We start from the raw sequence: 17,269 nt of genomic DNA on the forward strand, positions 1-17,269 counted from the left end.
CTGAGATGCTAGACGCCAACTAATTAACTTTCCGACAGTCGTCCATACGACGATGACTAATAATGTTTGACAATTTCAGAATTGAAAACGTTGTAGCCAAATTATGCCCCCAAGCAAATAGCTTTGATGATTAGTGCTATGGAACGTGATTCTGTTGCTATCGGCCCACTCACAGTATCATTCTCTGACGACCCGTTCTGCCGTAATATACTGGATACAATGTACGGTGAACTACCGCGGTCGTCGTCTAAACCCGACATAAGAATCACGGGACATGATTGGCGGACAACCGAGTTACCCCAGAACGAGACGATACAGGCAAGCCAGAAAATTTCGGTTTGCGGTGACGTGCATTATGTCAATGAGGTCCGGTCGTATGGGCTGCCCAAGTCACTCGTGGTCGATAGAATCGGCCAGCGTGGATACGCGTTTGAGATTGAAGGTTGGGAAACCGACAGCTTGAATATCGACGTATATTACGACGGTAAACTATATAATTCTGGACTGTATCCGCTTCGCTATCTTCTCAAACTCAAGAATCGATTCTTCGCCGAGTATCAAACCGGTCTCGCGAAGCATTTCGTTCGGTCCGTGTTCGAACCACTATGGCTAGCCTGGATGAGCAAGAAGGGGTTCGCGTTTTTGCATGCTGCGTCAGTTTCGGTGAACGGGCGTGGTGTGGCCCTCACGGGTTGGGGTGGAACTGGAAAGACATCGACGACAATCAGATGGATTCAGCAGTCTGACGACATTTCGTTTCTCAGTGACGATTTGGCGATAATCTCTGGCCAGGGAAAAATATACCCCTATTATCGATCAATCGTGATCTATTCATATAACACTGATAATAGTATATTGTCCAAATCGGTGTTTCTCGACGGGGTGGCTGATCAATTGCAGTGGAACTGGCGAGAGAGGCGCTACGACGGAATGGGGGTGGGGCGCAGAGTCCCTCCGGAAGAACTATTCGATGATCAGCTAGGATTGGGAGGTCCACCGGAATTAGACGTGGCTGTGTATCTTAGCAGGGAAGAACGAGAGCGGTTTACTCATGAGTATTTATCAGCTGAAGAGTTGGCGCAACGGTCAACGGCAGTAATCCTATTCGAACTCGATTGGCTACTAGAATATAGCGCGACGGTCTGTTCGGCTGGTTCTATAGCGATCTGTCCGCAGGACATTGTCAACGATATTGGAAATACATATCGGAAATGCTTTAGAGATGTGAAGACTATATTGTTGCGAACTCCGACAAGTGCTGGTCCAGAAGAGTTGACAGACTATCTCGAAGCGGAAATATTGGAGTGATACCAAGTTGACGGCTGTATACCTGCGGCTTCCACTGGTCTCCCGTCACCCGAACCGATCCATCGGCTATTGAATTCAGTCGATCACGTCCTGTAGATCGGGATGGCAGGCGTACGATTGAAGCGAAGGGTTCAGTTCGCAGACATCGTCGACCGCGTCGAATTTATCACGGATTCGCTGCCACTCATGGTGTCTACACAATACATTGGCCGGGATTGAGTCAATACCGAGGATTCTTGCAATAGTAAACCGATGAGTGCCGTCGTTCAAGTAGATTTCACCGTCTCTCCCAATGACTACGAGGGGTTCGAGACGGGTCCAAAACCACCACGTTGTCTTTCTCTTGTCACACTTCGGAACATTGTGATATCCCTTGAAATTAGGACGGTATCCTTCGTCTCGGATCGTGGTAAACAGATTATCCACGTAGTGACACCGAATCTCTCGATAGTCCTCTATATCGGTATATCCCGCTATTGACCCGTCTGTTTCGATTGTCTCTTTTGCTTGCTCGTAGTATATAGTATCCTCCCATTCACGCCCTTCTTCGAACCGTTGTCGCAACCCAGTATATATCCGTAAATCGTCCAGAGGTTTGCAGTTTTTTCGGCGATCCCAGGTGCCGCCCTTGATTCGTCCGAGACCCCACAACCACCCACTCCCACGGTTCCAGTGATCAATAGATGATGGGTTAATCCAGATCGGCTTGTACGGTTGAGCGGGAGCATCGTACCGAATTCGTTGATATCGATACCGAATTTCTGTTATCAGTGAAAGCGACCTCGTTCCCTGAAACAGTCCCCGTTGCCGTATTTCTTCTCGAGTCCTATACATAAAATATGTCTTGACCGACCACAACAGCGACACGAGTCCATCGGATCGATATCTTCTGAGGGCCTTATGAAAAAGGTGGAGAGCTGCACTCATAGTTCCCAACATGAGTATGAGTCCAGTACCCGTAAAACACTCTAAACTATATTGATATATTTTCTATCTAATCTAAAATTTAAGATTTGTCTTGGAAAGACCGTCTGTATCTGGTTCGGACCCGTGGCTAAATTGCTTCGCCTATCTATATTCATCTAGAAACGCCATCTACCAATATATCAGTATAACTTATAAGTGAGAAAAATGGTATCGATGAAGGGAATATATGCCTGTCCGACTAATACAATCAACTACTATATATTTTCTCCAACAGACAGAACACAGTATAATTCGTATTATTTGACTAACTGCATTACAGCTATAGTCCGGGTTGTGGATGCGGAGGTCATGAGGGCGGCTGTCACAGGTGGGGCCGGCTTTATCGGCTCACACCTCGCCGAACGGCTGGTCGAACGAGGTGACTCTGTCACGGTCGTCGACGACCTCTCGAGCGGCAAGCGCGAGTGGGTACCATCGGAAGCTACGTTCGTCGAAGGCGACCTGCTCGAGCGAGAACTCCTCGAGTCGGCCATCCACCCGGAGCTGGACGTCGTGTTCCACCTCGCCTCTCGGAAAGCCGTGAACGACGACCAACCGCACAGCCAGTTTCGTGAGAATACTCTCATGACGTCGTCGCTCCTGCAGGCGATGCGATCCCACGGCGTCGACACCCTCGTGTTCACCTCGTCGTCGACTGTCTACGGCGAGGCGCCGCGGCCGACGCCGGAGGATTACGCGCCGCTCGAGCCGATCAGCGCCTACGGGGCGAGCAAGCTCGCCTGCGAAGGGTTGCTGGCGACCGCAGCCCACTCACACGGAATGACGGTCCGGAACGTTCGCTTCGCAAACATCGTTGGTCCGCGACTTCGCGGTGCAGTCGTCCCCGATTTCATCGAGAAGCTCCAGGCAGATCCGGAGACGCTGACGATTCTCGGAAACGGCCGCCAGGAGAAGTCCTACATGCACGTCGACGACTGCATCGACGCGATGCTCCACGTTCTCGAGGAGACCACCGGTCCGATGACGTCTGTTAACCTCGGCACGCGAACGACGACGTCCGTGAATCGGATTGCAGACATCGTCGCCGACGAGATAGGTGTCGATCCGGCATACGAGTATACCGGCGGCGAACGCGGCTGGACGGGCGACATCCCGAAGATGCGACTCTCGATCGAGAAACTGGCCGCGCTTGGATGGGAGCCATCGACCGAGAGCGACGCGGCCGTTCGCCAGGCTACTCGAGAGTTGCTGTCGGAACCCAGCATCGGCTGACGAAGGCGGTAGCCGTCTGCGGTGTAGCCGCCGCGAACTTTTATATCGTGAAGCGAAACCGGTCACTCGTGGGAGCGCTCTACGGAGAACGGTATCGACGGCTCGATCCGATATCCGCGACATTCAAACTGTCCAGACGCGTCGCTCTGGATCGATCCGGCTGTGGTGGCGCCACGTACAGACTCTCTTCGAGGTCAGCAGACTGTCTCTTCAAGACCGTAACCACAGCTACCAGAGCGTACCACCAACTCGTCTCCTCACGAAACTGTGCGGGATACTCCGATGAGAATCCTTTCAAGCTCATCCCCGTCGATCCGTCGGAGATTACCCATGCATCGCCAGGGACAGACCGCGAGTTCGGCTCTGTCGTCGGCGGTGACTGGGATCGATCCACGACCCCGCTGAGCGACAGGCCGCAGTACGTGTTGCTGGAAATGCGGTACGTCGATGGGCTGGCGTGGAGATCCAACGGGATCCAGCGGGTGATCGACCAACAGTTCGAGGACGGACACTACTCGGGATGGGAGCGAGACGAGTTCGTCAGTTCTCTCGAGGAAGTCGACGAGTTGTACGCGAACCTCAGGCGAAACGGCTACCTCACTCAGTACGAACTGCTCGAACGAGGGTACGACGTCTTCGGCGAGAACAACGATGCCGTCCACCCGTATTTCAACGAGGTGGTCGTCGACATTGGCCGTGACGGACAACTGCTCTGGCGAACCAGAGGACAACATCGATTGTTTCTGGCGAGAGCCCTGGAGATCGATACGATCCCGGCACTGGTCTGGACGAGACACAATGAGTGGGAACGGACTCGCGAGCAGCGTGTCGATTCCCTTGACCATCCCGACCTGGTCGAACCGTACGGGAATATAACTGGCTGACGTGAATCTTGCTCCCTCTAGTGATGGGAGTGAGCCGAAAGTTTTAGTTCGACTAACTAGTAAAAGGTGGTGACTTTATTCATCTCCCGTCTCCATTACGTATCCAGTCCTATGTCTAGAAGATCTGGATGGTTCGCGTACGAGGTATTGTGAGGTGAAGTAGATCTCACACTATCCTCTCGGTGTTGCATCCACTTCCTGTGCCGAACGTATACGCCAACGGGAAGCGTATCGATACCCAATATTTTAGCGATTGCGAGCCTGTTTCTACCGTTAACAAAGAGAAGCGTTCCATCACGACCGACATCTACATTTATTTCCTTCGCAGCGACAGGGTAATTTCCTAATTCAGCTTGAGTTCTGTAGCCTTCTTCTGTTATTTTATCGAATAATAGGTCGATTTCTTTACATCGTAGTTTGAGACCTGACCGCGTAGAAACTCCTTTCGTCACTAACTGTTCTGCATTGATGAAATCAACACAATGTTGAAACCACTCTGTCTCTTCCCACGGAGTGTTATTCTGGAAATGATCTTTAAGTGAATTGTAAAAGATACTTTCGGTAAAACGCTCCGCACCACTACGATAGAGTTTGTATCGTGACTCGTATACTGGGTCGATATCTTCAGGACCACTTTTATCCCAGTCTCCCCCCATAACTGTCCCTAGCCTGGCATCATTTCCGTAATATGGTGGGAAATTTCGGCCGGAAAAGTGCTGGATATCCTCTGTTTTCACCAGAAGTGTCTCAAATGGATCCGGTGGGTTGCTGTAATTTTCGAGATCAGTTGGAAGTGGATATTTTCTTCGGGCATACCACCTCCGATAACTATTCGGCACTATCTGCTTCATCGAAAATCGAAAAACCCCTTTGATAAAGTCAGATACACCCTCTCGTTTTAGGGTGTACACTCCTTTCGAAATGATTCGGTAAGTCATACATTCTCACCCCTTATTGACCGTGCAAATTCCATGACGAGAAGTGTATCACGCTATTTGCTGAGAGGATTATTTATCCTGACTGTAACGAATACAGCGAGGAGTACGTATCGGCGTTCGATAACAACTCCTCGTGAGGACCGGCTTCGACGATTCGGCCATCTTCCATCGTGTAGATTCGATCTGCGTTCGTCACCGTCGAGAGCCGGTGTGCGATCACCAACATCGCGTAGTCCCGTTCCATCGACTCGATTCCACTGTGTACCTGCTGCTCGAGCGCGGTATCCAGATCGCTCGTCGCTTCGTCCAGAATCAGCAGGTCTGCGTCTTTCAGTAACGCTCGAGCGATCGCGACCCGCTGGCGTTGGCCACCGGACAGCTTCACGCCTTGATCGCCGAGGACGGTATCGTACCCGTCCGGCAGGTCCTCGAGGAACTCGGTCACCTGTGCGATCTCACAGGCCGCTTCGATCTCCGCCTGGGTCGCACCCCGGTTCCCGGCCGTGACGTTTCGCCGAAGCGTTTCGTTGAATACGTGTGGGTCTTGCCTGACGACTGCCACTCGAGAGCGCCACTCCTGTATGTCAGTGTCGTCGATCGGGACGCCGTCGGCACGAATCTCACCGCGATCGGGTTCGTACAGCCTCGCGAGCAGCGAGGCGATCGTCGACTTCCCTGCGCCCGAAGGGCCGACGAACGCGACGAACTCCTCGCGGGTGAACTCGAACGAGACGTCACGCAGCACCGACTCGTCGCTCGAGTCGTAGCTGAATCGAACGTCGTCGAACTCAATCCGGTCGACCGGCTTCGGAACCGGCCTCGATCCGTCCGTTGGCTCGCGGTTCTGTTCGAGTTCCTCGAGGAACTCCTGGGTTCGAACGAGATGTGGGAGTTGACTTTCGAATCGATAAACGTACTTATTCAAGCTACTGACCTTCGGTCCGAGCTGGTACATCGCGAACAGGAAGACTCCCAGTTCGGCGAGCGTCATCGAGGACAACGTCAATCCGGCGTAGATCAACCCGAAGACGGCTACTGCCGTCATGAGTTGGTAGAAGTTCGTGATGGCTGCGTCGTTCCGTTCGATCCTGATCGAGTTTCGTTCGAACTGCTCGATCGATTTCGAGAACCCCGACCGGAGTTCGTCGATCATCCCGAATATTTTGACTTCTCTGACGCCCTGGGTTCCCGCCTGGGCCTGGCTCTGGATTCCCTCTTTTGCATTCGCAACCTTATCGCCGAGCGAATAGCCGGTGTCGAGGACGTGCCTGAACAGCACGGTTATCCCGCCGAGAAAGACCGCCGTGAGAACCGTCAATAGTGGCGAAATGAGCAACGCAATAGTGAGATACATCGCGGCGAGCAATCCCTGTTCGACACAGCGCAATGCGTACTTGATGACGCTTCCTGCGTACTCTGCTTGCGTGACGATCGCGTTGAGGATATCGTCTGACCCCTCCCGATCGTAGTACGAGACATCTGCCTCGATCGCGTGATTGAACGCTTCTTCCTGTAGATAGCGGACGTATTTCGTGACGATCGCTGCACTGAGCCAGTTGACCAGAAACGAGGTCGTAAATCGGACGGTCATCACGGCCGTGACGCCAGCGATCAGGTAGCCGAGCGTGAACGGGATTCCTACCGTCTCGTACAGCATGAGGAAGACCTCGAGGAAGGCGTCGCCGTTCTCGGCCGACTGTTCGCCCTGGGCGACCTCGAGAATCGGCATGATGAACCCGAGGCCGATCCCCTCGAGAAATGCCGCAACGACGCTCAGCACGACGATTGCGACGGCTAACGGAGGGTGGAATTTCGCAACCCGGTATAACGCCTGTCCTTTCTTGCGCCAGGCGATATCGTCCGTCGTATCAGTGGGAGACATTGTAGCACAGCAGTGTCGAAGAGTGGTTCTCCCGTCTGTATCAGCAGTCTCCATAAAATCTCGTCGGTCGTTTTAGCGGAGAAACCAACAGCTAACCCTCGTTTCGACATCGCCCGCGTGTGTACGCAAGTCGCCTCAGTTCAGCGCTCCAAACCGGTTTCGACAGTGATATTGCCACTTGAGGAACCCTCCGCCGCTTACAAGCGACAATTTCCACGACACCTGTTGGTACGAACGATATTCGGCTGGCGAACGACTTCTGGAGGCGGTTCAGTTACGCGCCAGCCCAGACTTCGTCGCGGAGCCGGAGCCGAGCCGGAGCCGTTCGCGTTCTCGGCGATAGCGGCTTGCTGCTCGTTGACGTTCTCCTGGGAGATGAACTGGACCTGCTCGAGTTGCGCACCCGCGTGCTGCTCGAGGTCGTTCGCCTGCTGAGCGTCGCAGTCGTAGGAGATCCTCTCGAGTCGGCCGGTCACCTGAGGTGGACGTCGTCTTTCACCTCGCCTCTCGAACAGCCGTCAACGACGACCGCCCGCACAGCCAGTTTCGTGAGAACGCGCTCATGACGTCGTCGGCCGTCTACGGCGAGGCGCCGCGACCGACGCCAGGAGACGACGCGCTGCTCGAGGCGGTCTGCGCGTATAGGACGGGTAAACTCGCGTCCCTCACGAACGACATATTTTCCGCCGGTTTCGCCGCGAACGAGCTGTTCTCCGAGTTCGACAGGGGTCGATAATGAAGTACTGAACTCGTCTTTCAAGCGTGTAGGTAGAGGAAAACAATAACTGCCTGTCGACAATGGCTCGCGAAAGGTGCACCCACAGCAGACTATACCGGGTCGTCCGACGTCAGACCGGTCACTGACCCGGACGTAGCGTTCTCCGGGGGTGAAATGATCACGCTGTACACAGAGAGGGGAGGATGGTCGAGGAACAGGATCCCACAACAGTCGCTGATGCGACAACAGCATTCCACGAGGAGTACGACGACGGAGTGCATATACTCGAGACACTCCTCACGATCGACTCCGAACACGACACGTGGACCTTCGACGAGCTACCGCTCGGTTCGGGAACGTTCGGCGAACTCGTCTCACGCGGAATCGTCACGAAGGTCGACGGCGAGTACCGCGTCTCGAGCCGAGAAGGCGTTCGAGCCGGGATCGAAGGTAGGCCAGTTTCAGTCGAAAACGATCGGAACACCGGACTCGATTTCGCGGTCCCGACCGACCTCGATCGACGCGCCGCTGCTGCGCTAGCCGCCGCGCTCGGCGTGCTGTTTGCGACGCGAACGCTAATTTATTCGTCAGTGATTCGCGGCGAGCATGTCGTCTCACCGTCGAACGATCCGTACCACTACCGGTACTGGCTGGAGGAACTCCTCGCAGAGAGCGACGGGATCGTGATAACCGATATGCCGGAGAGGGCGGCCGAGACGAGGCCGCTGACTCACGCCGCGAACTGGCTGTTCGCCACGTTGCTCGGCGGGGATCAGTGGGCAGCGGACATGGTCGCCGCGTGGTTCCCCGTCGTCGCGACGCTCGCGCTCGGCGTCGTCGTCTACTGGCTCGCCGTGATCGTCAGCGACGACGCTCGTGTCGGGGTCGTGGCGGTCGTCCTACTAGCGATCACTCCACTGCACGCCGTGTACTCGACTATTGGCTTTCTCGAGCACCGGCCGCACCAGTACTTCTGGATCGGCGTGACGATGCTGACGCTCGCGTGGCTGGCCGTCGACCTCGATCAGCGACGGGCCGGAGCACCGACGACGCAAGCGGCGATTCGCGAGCACCTCCAGCAATCGTGGACGTGGGTGGCCGCCGTCGCGCTGGGTCTCGCCATCGCGTTCTCGGTCCACGCCTGGGGTGGAGGTGTCCTGTTGCTCGTTCCCGCTGCGGCGTACGTCGCGCTGAAAGTCGCGGTCGACGTCCGGGCCGGCATTCCGCCAGCGTTGGCGAACTTGCCAGTTCTCGTCGGATTGGGGCTGGGGGCGGTTCTCGCCGCGTTCTTGCACTTCGGCTGGGGGTGGCACGAGGTGTTCACCGCGGCGATCCCGGTGCTTGTGGTCATCGGTGCCGTTGCCGTCGTCGGACTCGGAGAGTTGTGGCGTCGTCTCGAGTGGCCTGCGTGGGGACTCGTCGGCGTCGAGATTGGTTTCGCTGGTTTCGGCCTCCTCACGTTCCGATACCTGCGGCCGGGCGACTGGACCAGGCTCGTCGAACGGGCCAGTGACCTGTTTTTCAGAGGAGGAGCAAGGGAGACGACGTCGTTGTTCTCGGTAGACCAGGCGATCGTCATCGGACCCCTATCGCAGTTCGGAGTCTGGTTCTACATTGCGCTCTTAGTTCTGGGATGGGCCTGCTGGACCTCTGTTCGGCGCTATGCGCCCGGGTGGACGTTACTCTCCGTCTACGGCAGCTTCTGGCTCGTGCTGGCGGCGATCCAGGCTCGCTTCGCCGGGCAGTTGACGATCCCGTTCGCGGTACTCGGTGGGCTAGGCTTCGTCCACCTGCTCGCGTGGGCGAACGTCGCCCGCGTTCCGGCCCCGCTCCGCGGGTCCGACGAGAATGAATCCGGCGATCGGAACACACAGACCGCCGCGGCAGACGGTGGGGGCGCCACGGAAGACGAGCAAGCACGCGAACCGAGTTTCGTCGTCCCGGGAGATACCGTGACGCTCGTCTCGCTCGTCTGGATTTGCTTGCTGATCTTCGGAATGAGCTTGCTGTTTCTCCCGTCGATCGTCGGACAGACGGCGTACAGCGATGGGGAGTTCGAAGCGGCGATGGCTATCGACGACCACGCCGCGGATGTCGATCGGGAGTACCCGGAGAACTTCGTGCTGAGCAACTGGGGCGATAACCGGATGTACAACTACTTCGTCAACGAGGAGGCCGATCGGTACGCATACGCCCTCGACAATTTCGAAGCGTTCCAGACCGATGACGATCCGGACGGCTGGTACGAGGAGTTCGAGGAGAGTCAGGTCGGTTACGTCGTGATGAACGACGAAGACGGAACGTACCCGGAGGAGATTTCGCAGGCGCGGCTCCACGATAACCTCGGAACGGGTGGCGAGGACACCGTACCGCTCGAGCACTACCAGGCGATCTACGTCGGCGACGAAGAGACCGCGTTTGCCGTCGTCCCTGGAGCGACGATCACTGCAACCGTCGAACCGGAAGAGATGGTGTCGATCGAAACCAAGGTGACGGTCTCGGGCGAAACGCTCACGTACGAGCGGGAGGTGACCGCACAACAGGACGGGACGCTGGAAGTGACGGTTCCCTATCCCGGTGATTACACGGTCGGTGATCGCGACGTTACCGTGTCCGCAGCGGATGTCGAGAACGGTTCGACGATCTCTCTCGAGTGACGGTGTCGCCTCTGGTCGGCGTAACGCGTGGCAGGTCTCCTGATGGCTCTGATACCGCCACGGCCGGTATCGTGTGACTATGCGAGATTTCAGCTCGGGCGCTCGTCGAGTGGGTGACCTGTCCCGCGATGTCGTTACAGCTATGACGACGATTTATCCGGCGAAACCTCGACTTTGGGGGTGAAAATATCGATAGGGGCGGCGAATGCCAGCCCGTGGTTCGACGACTTGATCCAGTAAGCACCGGCGTACGAACCGTTTCACCGACTACCGTACGCCCGTTGCATCGAAACGGTATCGTCAGGATGACAACTTATCTTCCGATAGTAAACCCCCACGAGAAAACATCAAATAGGCTATATTATCGGCGGATGTGCCACGCAATGAATGGTAACAGGCTGGCAGTACCGCGCGGTGAGCGTCCTCAGCGTCATCTCCCTGACCGCCGGGGCGGTACTCGTCGCGAACCAGCCGCTCACCCAGTGGGTGTTTACGACCTACGTACCCCTGTTCAACCGTCTCGAGGTGACCGTCCTGACCGGCGAGTCGCTCTACTGGGCAATCGCACTGACCGTCCTCGCCGTCGCCGGGAGTCTCGTTCCGCTGTACAAGCCACAGCCGCGACGCGTCCTCGATACCGTTTTTCTCGCACAGAAGCGCGTCCTCGTCGGTGGCCTCGCACTCGCGACGCTCGGGTATTTCAAATGGTCACATCGGCTCCCGCGAGCGACGCTCGTGATGACGATCGGAACGCTGGCGGTCGTGATTCCAGCGTGGTTCGTCTGGATCCGTCGTCGGCCACCCAGCGAGCCCGGACGGACGCTGGTCGTCGGCGACGACCCGGCCCAGATCAGGCAGATCGCCCCGTCGGTACCAGTCTCCGCTCTCGGCTACCTCTGCCCTTCGATCGGCACGAGCGCCGTGCGTGAATCTAGCGAGCCTGCTGCAGACGGTGGAATCATCGTTGGTGACGACGCCGATCTCGACTCACAACGGAGTGCGAGCACGCTCCCACATCTCGGCGGCCTGTCACGGCTTCGGGACCTGCTCGTCGACTACGACGTCGACACCGTCGTATTGGCATTCCGACACGCCGACCGTGCGGAGTTCTTCGGCGCATTGAACGCCTGTCACGAACAGGGTGTCGACGCCAAAGTACACCGGGAGTACGCGAACAGCGTGCTAGTTTCGACGGACGAAATGAATGAACTGGTGGACGTGGATCTCGAGCCGTGGGATCCGCTCGATCACCTGTTCAAACGCGTCTTCGACGTGGTCTTCGCCAGTGTCGGGTTGGCCGCGCTCGCACCGCTGATGCTCGGGATCGCGACCGTGATCAAGCTCGACAGTCCCGGACCAGTGCTGTACAGCCAAGAGCGAACCTCTGGATTCGGGGACACTTTCGTCGTGTACAAATTCCGGACCATGGTCCCCGAAGAGGGCTCCGCCGTCCCGACTGAGGACCACGAAAACGATCGGATCACCCATGCCGGTCAGGTATTGCGGAAAACACACCTGGACGAACTGCCCCAGCTTTGGTCGATCCTCGTCGGGCAGATGAGCGTCGTCGGTCCGCGGGCCGCGTGGGTCAACGAGGAACAGTTGCTCGAGCAGGACACTCCCACGTGGCGCAAACGGTGGTTCGTCAAACCGGGACTGACCGGACTGGCACAGATCAACGACGCGAAGAGCACCGATCCGAGCACGAAGCTTCAGTACGATCTTGAATATATCCGCCAGCAGACGATCTGGTTCGACGTGAAGATCGTGGTCCGTCAGCTCTGGAACGTGTTCGGAGACGTGTACGAGGTTGTGCGACGATGAGACGGGCCAGCAGAGATCGTCGACACCGGACAGAGAGGATGCGAATTCTTCGAGTCGCCCAGAAGGTCTATCCGGACGTGAACGGTGGCGGACCGTACCACGTTCACGCCATGAGCCGCGATCAGGCAGCGATGGGCCACGACGTCACTGTCCTTACCGTTCGTCAGGATACGAACCTGCCACGGATCGAGGAGCGCGACGGGTACACTGTAGTTCGGCAAGATCCGGCGTTCGAACTGCTCGGGAACGACGTCAGTCCTGGCGTCGCTCGGTATCTGTTCGATGCGACAGCGTTCGATGTCGTCCACGCCCATTCTCACCTGTATTTCTCGACGAACCTGGCCGCACTGAAGGCCGCACTCAGAGACGTGCCGCTCGCGATCACCAACCATGGCCTCTACTCGCAGAACGCCTCCGAGTGGGCGTTCGACCTGTATCTCCGATCGATCGGCCGGTGGACGTTCGACCAGGCCGACGTCGTGTTTTGCTATACTGAGACCGACAGGGAACGGGTACGGGAGTTCGGCGTCTCGAGCCGAATCGAGGTCGTCTCGAACGGGATCGACACGGAACGGTTCACGCCAGACGAATCAGAGAGCGAGCCGATCGATCACGACGGCCCCGTGGTGTTATTCGTCGGCCGACTGGTCGAGGGAAAACGGCCGACCGACGCACTCTGTGCCGTCGCTCAGGTTCGCGAAACGTTCCCGAACGTCGAATTACACTTCTGTGGCGACGGACCGCTTCGGAGTGAGCTGAAATCGATCGCTCGCGACCTCGGCCTTCGGGACAGTGTCCGGTTTCACGGGCAGGTTCCGTACGACGAGATGCCAGGGGTGTATCGCAGTTCGGACGTGCTGGTCCTTCCGAGCAGGTCCGAGGGCGTTCCACGAACGGTGTTAGAGGCGATGGCTACCGGGACGCCAGTCGTGACGAGCGATCTCGACCAGCTCACATCAATTGTCGAGAGAGGCGGGCAAACCGCGACGACAGGGTGCCCGGACGAGTTTGCGAGCGCGCTCGAAGACGAGTTGCTTGATCACACCGTGCGCTCACCGAGGGCAGCGATCGAGGCGGGAGGGTACGAGTGGCAGCACACCGTTGATAAAACGACCCGATATCTACGGGAGATCGGGGACCTCCCCGACGGTGAACACCTCGCGGTGGCGAACAACACGAACGATTCGTCCTGACGATTGGGTCGCTACAGACCTACTGCGACTGCAACGCGTACAGCGACGAGTACGCACTCGGGTTCGACAGCAACTCCTCGTGGGGTCCGGACTCCACGATCTCTCCGTCTTCCATCGTGTAGATTCGATCGGCGTTGGTTACCGTCGAGAGCCTGTGAGCAATCACCAGCATCGCGTCGTCTCGGGTCATCGATTTGATCTCCTCGTGAGCTCGCTGTTCGAGGGCCGTCTCTATAGTAGCCACTGAACGTCAGTGCACACCTGCTCGCGATCAAGCGGCCAAACTGGCTTGCGCTGCCAGTTTTGGCCGCTCCACTACAAGCAGTGTGTAACCCGTTTCAGTTGGTACTATAGGCCGCTCGTCGCTTCGTCCAGTATCAGCAAGTCTGCCTCTTTCAACACACGAGCGATCGCGACCCACCGTCGTTGTCGCCTCCGTGATCATCGAGGACGGGATTTCCCTCGCCTGGTTTCTCGGGAAAAACTCGATCACCTGTGGAATTTCACAACCTCCATTGATTTCGGCTTGCATCGCGTCTCGGTTCCTGATGGTCACGTTCCGTCAAAGCGTATCGTTGAAGACGTGCGAGCCCTGTCTGATGGCGCTCACTCGAGAGCGCTACTCCTGAACGTCGAGATCGGTTCTTGGAATACCGTTGGCTCGAACGTTGCCACGATCGGGTGCGTACATTCTGGCGAGCAACGACGCGACCGTCGACGTCCCGGCATTGGGTGGGCCGGCGAACGCGATAACCTCGCGCCGATCGAACCAAAAGGAGACGTCGCGGAGAACCGTTTCATCGCTCCAAACGTAGCTGAATCAGACGGTGTCGAACTCGATTCGATTGATCGATGTCGGTATTGGCCAGAGCCCCTTAGTCGGTTCGCAGTTTTACACCGATCGCACAGCCGCCGTGTGATCAGGTTGTATTGACTTTCAGCGGTTGCTATAGTCGAGGGTAGGCACTTGAGCCGTGTCAACACTCCTCGGGAAATAACGTCTATTCATCACTAGCTCGGAAATGTCATCACATACTGTGTGTCGTCGGTACAACTACTAGCTGATATTTCGGGGAGGGGGCGGAGAAAGAAATTCGGATGAACTATTTTCAGGGAGTCAGATAGCATCGTCCTACCAGCAACCGGATATCAACCATTGGAACTGACGATTCAGTCACCGTGAATGAACGTATTCATTCTGCCTTCTAACCTGCTTATGCTCCCGAAACCGTTCTCTGGGTATAAGTACGGTCCTGTAATGAGATTTGGCCGGGCGACGTGTCACAGCAAAACGTGTGCAGGAAAGTGGTGGTGTATCACTTCCTGCGACGAGTCACATCGTAATTCGCTGCGTGTGATGCGTCCACCCGGTAAAAAACAATGAAACGCACAATCGCAATCACATTGGCGGTAGCGATGATCGGCGGGCTCATGTTTATGGGGTTCGCAGGAACGGCAGCGGCACAAGTCAACGAGCCAGTTGACGACGGAATCAACATCGAAACCGGTGATGCGGTGAACATCGCTGAAGTCAACCAGGGCAACTTCAACCAGCAAGTAGGTACCGCAACTGCTGACGCAACTACGGTCAGCGATAAGAACTACAAGTCCAGCACGTCCGCTAGCGCATCTGTGAGCCAGAGCCAGGATGTCGGCCAGTCCAACACGGCAATAGTTGACCAGGACGCTAACACTGGCATCTCTATCGGTGACATCGACATCGGCATCGGCGACCCGGTCAACAACCAGACGTAACTGACGCGCAGCTATCGAATGGTATCGGTGTTCCCGATACACTTCGACCGTCATTTTATTTTTCGAATGTAGGTTGCTGTACAACCAATAGCTCACACTCAACGATTGCTATAGCTGTGAACGGGTCGGCAACTCGCTCGGATCCGAGATCGATCACGACGCGCCGAAGCGGACACCTGACACCCTACGTCTCGGAGTGACCTACTCGAGGCATCGCTGACGAGATTCTTTCTGTCGCGGCCCGTTTCGTCGTGTTCGAGCGAACGATTACTGGTCGAATATCGGAGAAACGTGTCCGCCGATTGAAGGCCAGACTCGTTGTCGGACAGATTGACGGGGAACTGTCAGTGGCAATTGACTCACCAGTACGTACCGCACTCACAAACCGACGACCAGGAATCAACGACCGCGGAAACCGGCCAGTCAATCGAGGTCGACATCGACGAGGAGGAAGACGAATACTTCGATTCTCAATCCGACCGATTGGCCAGGGTAGCTCGCTCCGCTCGCCAGATGATGTCGCGAACGGGCTCGCCGGTCTTTCGTCCGATCGCCGCCGCGTCGTCGTACTCCGCGCTCACGTCGTACACCTCGCCGTCGGCGTCGCTCGCCACTTTCACCGCCACCTCGTAGCGCTTCCCGTCAACCTCGAGCGCCACCGTCTCGAACTCCCTGTTCGCAATCCAGCGGTGGGTTACGCCAGCGTCCCGAACCCCGAGCGTGCCCGTCTCCTCGGCGAGGCGCCGCGCCACCCGCTGGCGATCCTCGGGCTTGCAGATCACCTTCACGAGGTGGCCCGGCCGGGATTTCTTCATCGTCGCAGGGAGGATCGAGACGTCCCGCGCACCGACCTCGGCGAGTGTCTCCTGCAGGCCGCCGAGCACCTCCGGCGTCGCGTCGTCGAGGTTCGTCTCGAGGACGGCGATGTCGTCGCTCACGAGCCCGCCCGTGGTTTCACCAACGAGCGCGCGCAACACGTTCGGGTGTGGGTCGAGGTCGTAGCCGCCCGCGCCGTAGCCCGACGACTCGAGCGAGAGCGCAGGCAGCGTCTCGACGCCGTCGGCGACGTGGGCCAGGATGGCCGCCCCCGTCGGCGTGAGCAGTTCCTTCTCGACGGGGCCGCCGGTGAGCGTCCAGTCGGCTCGCTCGGCGAGCTCGACGACTGCGGGCGTCGGGACGGGGTACTCGCCGTGGCTCATGCCCACGGTCCCGCCGCCGGTCGACAGCGGCGTGGTCACGACGCGTTCGGGCTCGAGGTCGGCGAGCAACAGGCTCGCGCCGACGACGTCCGCGATGGCGTCGTCCGCGCCGACCTCGTGGAAGTGGGTCTCCTCGAGGTCGTAGCCGTGGACGCTCGCCTCGGCCTCCCCGAGCAGTTCGAAGATGGCGAGGGCGTCGCGCTCGACCGCAGCCGGGAGTCCCATCTCCTCGACGATCTCGACGACCTCGAGGTAGCTCCGGTGGGGGCCGTGGCCCTCGGCGTGGACGTGATCGTGGTCGTCGTGGTCGCCGTGCTCGTGCGCGGGGTCGTGATGGTGGTCGTGGTCGTCGTCGCCGTCGTTGTGGTCGTGCGCGTGCGTCTGGTCGTCGTGGTGATGATCGCGGTCGTGGTGGCGATCGTGGTGATGGCCGTGGTCGTGATCGCGAGCGTCGTTCCCCTCGTCGGTCAACAGCACGTCGACGGTCGTCGACTCGATCCCGCACTTGACCGTCGTTCCGATCCGGTACTCGAGTTCGAGTGCGTCCTCGACGGAGGCGAGTGCGTCGGGGTCGGCTCCGGCGTCGAGTAGCGAGGCGAGGATCATGTCGCCGCTCGCGCCCATGCGTCCGTCGAACGCCAGTAATCGCATACCTACCACGCCGGTAGGAGGGAACAAAAACCCACCTGTGTCGGGCGAAACGTCCACGAGA

The 17,269-nt window shown here is 57.6% G+C and carries 12 protein-coding genes and 1 pseudogene; 8 read left to right on the forward strand and 5 right to left on the reverse strand.

What is annotated here, in order from left to right; genetic code table 11:
* Nucleotides 1-138 precede the first annotated feature (138 nt).
* From NMQ09_RS10300 to NMQ09_RS10310, 3 genes are all read left to right on the forward strand, one after another.
* Entirely contained in the window at nt 139-1,308 is a 1,170-nt protein-coding gene (locus tag NMQ09_RS10300) for a phosphoenolpyruvate carboxykinase (ATP) (RefSeq protein ID WP_255194496.1), read from the forward strand.
* A gap of 1,275 nt (nt 1,309-2,583) precedes the next feature.
* Nucleotides 2,584-3,507 carry an NAD-dependent epimerase/dehydratase family protein gene (locus NMQ09_RS10305; protein WP_255194497.1) on the forward strand — a complete coding sequence of 308 codons (924 nt, stop codon included), beginning with the start codon at nt 2,584-2,586 and terminating at the stop codon, nt 3,505-3,507.
* A gap of 434 nt (nt 3,508-3,941) precedes the next feature.
* Nucleotides 3,942-4,391: a hypothetical protein gene (locus NMQ09_RS10310; protein ID WP_255194498.1), complete on the forward strand. Its 450-nt coding sequence runs from the start codon at nt 3,942-3,944 to the stop codon at nt 4,389-4,391.
* A gap of 95 nt (nt 4,392-4,486) precedes the next feature.
* On the opposite strand, the gene NMQ09_RS10315 is transcribed toward NMQ09_RS10310, so the two are convergent.
* A complete protein-coding gene (locus NMQ09_RS10315; protein ID WP_255194499.1) occupies nt 4,487-5,329 on the reverse strand; it encodes a hypothetical protein in 843 nt (280 codons plus the stop codon).
* A gap of 73 nt (nt 5,330-5,402) precedes the next feature.
* On the reverse strand, nt 5,403-7,211 hold the full coding sequence (locus NMQ09_RS10320) for an ABC transporter ATP-binding protein (protein WP_255194581.1): 1,809 nt from the start codon (nt 7,209-7,211) through the stop codon (nt 5,403-5,405).
* A 481-nt stretch (nt 7,212-7,692) separates the two neighbouring features.
* On the opposite strand from NMQ09_RS10320, the gene NMQ09_RS10325 reads away from it, so the two are divergent.
* The 4 genes from NMQ09_RS10325 (at nt 7,693) to NMQ09_RS10340 (ending at nt 13,603) form a co-directional block, all read left to right on the forward strand.
* Complete coding sequence (locus tag NMQ09_RS10325) at nt 7,693-7,947, forward strand: hypothetical protein (protein ID WP_255194500.1); 255 nt, start codon at nt 7,693-7,695, stop codon at nt 7,945-7,947.
* Nucleotides 7,948-8,132: 185 nt separating this feature from the next.
* Nucleotides 8,133-10,586 carry an MFS transporter gene (locus NMQ09_RS10330; protein WP_255194501.1) on the forward strand — a complete coding sequence of 818 codons (2,454 nt, stop codon included), beginning with the start codon at nt 8,133-8,135 and terminating at the stop codon, nt 10,584-10,586.
* Nucleotides 10,587-10,973: 387 nt separating this feature from the next.
* Nucleotides 10,974-12,410, forward strand: coding sequence for a sugar transferase (locus NMQ09_RS10335; protein WP_255194502.1), 1,437 nt, complete (start codon nt 10,974-10,976; stop codon nt 12,408-12,410).
* A 38-nt stretch (nt 12,411-12,448) separates the two neighbouring features.
* On the forward strand, nt 12,449-13,603 hold the full coding sequence (locus NMQ09_RS10340) for a glycosyltransferase family 4 protein (RefSeq protein ID WP_255194503.1): 1,155 nt from the start codon (nt 12,449-12,451) through the stop codon (nt 13,601-13,603).
* A 19-nt stretch (nt 13,604-13,622) separates the two neighbouring features.
* Here the strand turns inward: NMQ09_RS10340 and NMQ09_RS10345 are convergent, their stop codons facing one another.
* Both NMQ09_RS10345 and NMQ09_RS21170 read right to left on the reverse strand, forming a co-directional pair.
* Nucleotides 13,623-13,793, reverse strand: a complete 171-nt coding sequence (locus NMQ09_RS10345; protein ID WP_255194630.1) for a hypothetical protein — start codon at nt 13,791-13,793, stop codon at nt 13,623-13,625.
* A 429-nt stretch (nt 13,794-14,222) separates the two neighbouring features.
* Nucleotides 14,223-14,381: pseudogene (locus NMQ09_RS21170) on the reverse strand (ATP-binding cassette domain-containing protein); the annotation flags it as partial.
* Nucleotides 14,382-14,983: 602 nt separating this feature from the next.
* Between NMQ09_RS21170 and NMQ09_RS10350 the strand changes: the two are divergent.
* The gene (locus NMQ09_RS10350; protein WP_255194504.1) at nt 14,984-15,358 is read left to right on the forward strand and encodes a hypothetical protein; all 375 of its coding nucleotides are present in this window, start codon (nt 14,984-14,986) and stop codon (nt 15,356-15,358) included.
* A gap of 470 nt (nt 15,359-15,828) precedes the next feature.
* On the opposite strand, the gene larC is transcribed toward NMQ09_RS10350, so the two are convergent.
* The gene (larC, locus tag NMQ09_RS10355) at nt 15,829-17,208 is read right to left on the reverse strand and encodes a nickel pincer cofactor biosynthesis protein LarC (RefSeq protein ID WP_255194505.1); all 1,380 of its coding nucleotides are present in this window, start codon (nt 17,206-17,208) and stop codon (nt 15,829-15,831) included.
* Nucleotides 17,209-17,269: the final 61 nt, after the last annotated feature.

Origin of the sequence: Natronobeatus ordinarius, from assembly GCF_024362485.1 — an archaeon.
Classification (GTDB): Archaea; Halobacteriota; Halobacteria; order Halobacteriales; family Natrialbaceae; genus Natronobeatus; species Natronobeatus ordinarius.

Coding starts and splice junctions, on each gene's coding strand:
- NMQ09_RS10310 (WP_255194498.1), top strand. CDS start 3,942: ATGCGGTACGTCGATGGGCTGGCGTGGAGATCCAACGGGATCCAGCGG.
- NMQ09_RS10320 (WP_255194581.1), bottom strand. CDS start 7,211: ATGTCTCCCACTGATACGACGGACGATATCGCCTGGCGCAAGAAAGGA.
- NMQ09_RS10315 (WP_255194499.1), bottom strand. CDS start 5,329: ATGACTTACCGAATCATTTCGAAAGGAGTGTACACCCTAAAACGAGAG.
- NMQ09_RS10350 (WP_255194504.1), top strand. CDS start 14,984: ATGAAACGCACAATCGCAATCACATTGGCGGTAGCGATGATCGGCGGG.
- larC (WP_255194505.1), bottom strand. CDS start 17,208: ATGCGATTACTGGCGTTCGACGGACGCATGGGCGCGAGCGGCGACATG.
- NMQ09_RS10335 (WP_255194502.1), top strand. CDS start 10,974: ATGGTAACAGGCTGGCAGTACCGCGCGGTGAGCGTCCTCAGCGTCATC.
- NMQ09_RS10300 (WP_255194496.1), top strand. CDS start 139: ATGGAACGTGATTCTGTTGCTATCGGCCCACTCACAGTATCATTCTCT.
- NMQ09_RS10305 (WP_255194497.1), top strand. CDS start 2,584: ATGAGGGCGGCTGTCACAGGTGGGGCCGGCTTTATCGGCTCACACCTC.
- NMQ09_RS10340 (WP_255194503.1), top strand. CDS start 12,449: ATGCGAATTCTTCGAGTCGCCCAGAAGGTCTATCCGGACGTGAACGGT.
- NMQ09_RS10345 (WP_255194630.1), bottom strand. CDS start 13,793: ATGACCCGAGACGACGCGATGCTGGTGATTGCTCACAGGCTCTCGACG.
- NMQ09_RS10330 (WP_255194501.1), top strand. CDS start 8,133: ATGGTCGAGGAACAGGATCCCACAACAGTCGCTGATGCGACAACAGCA.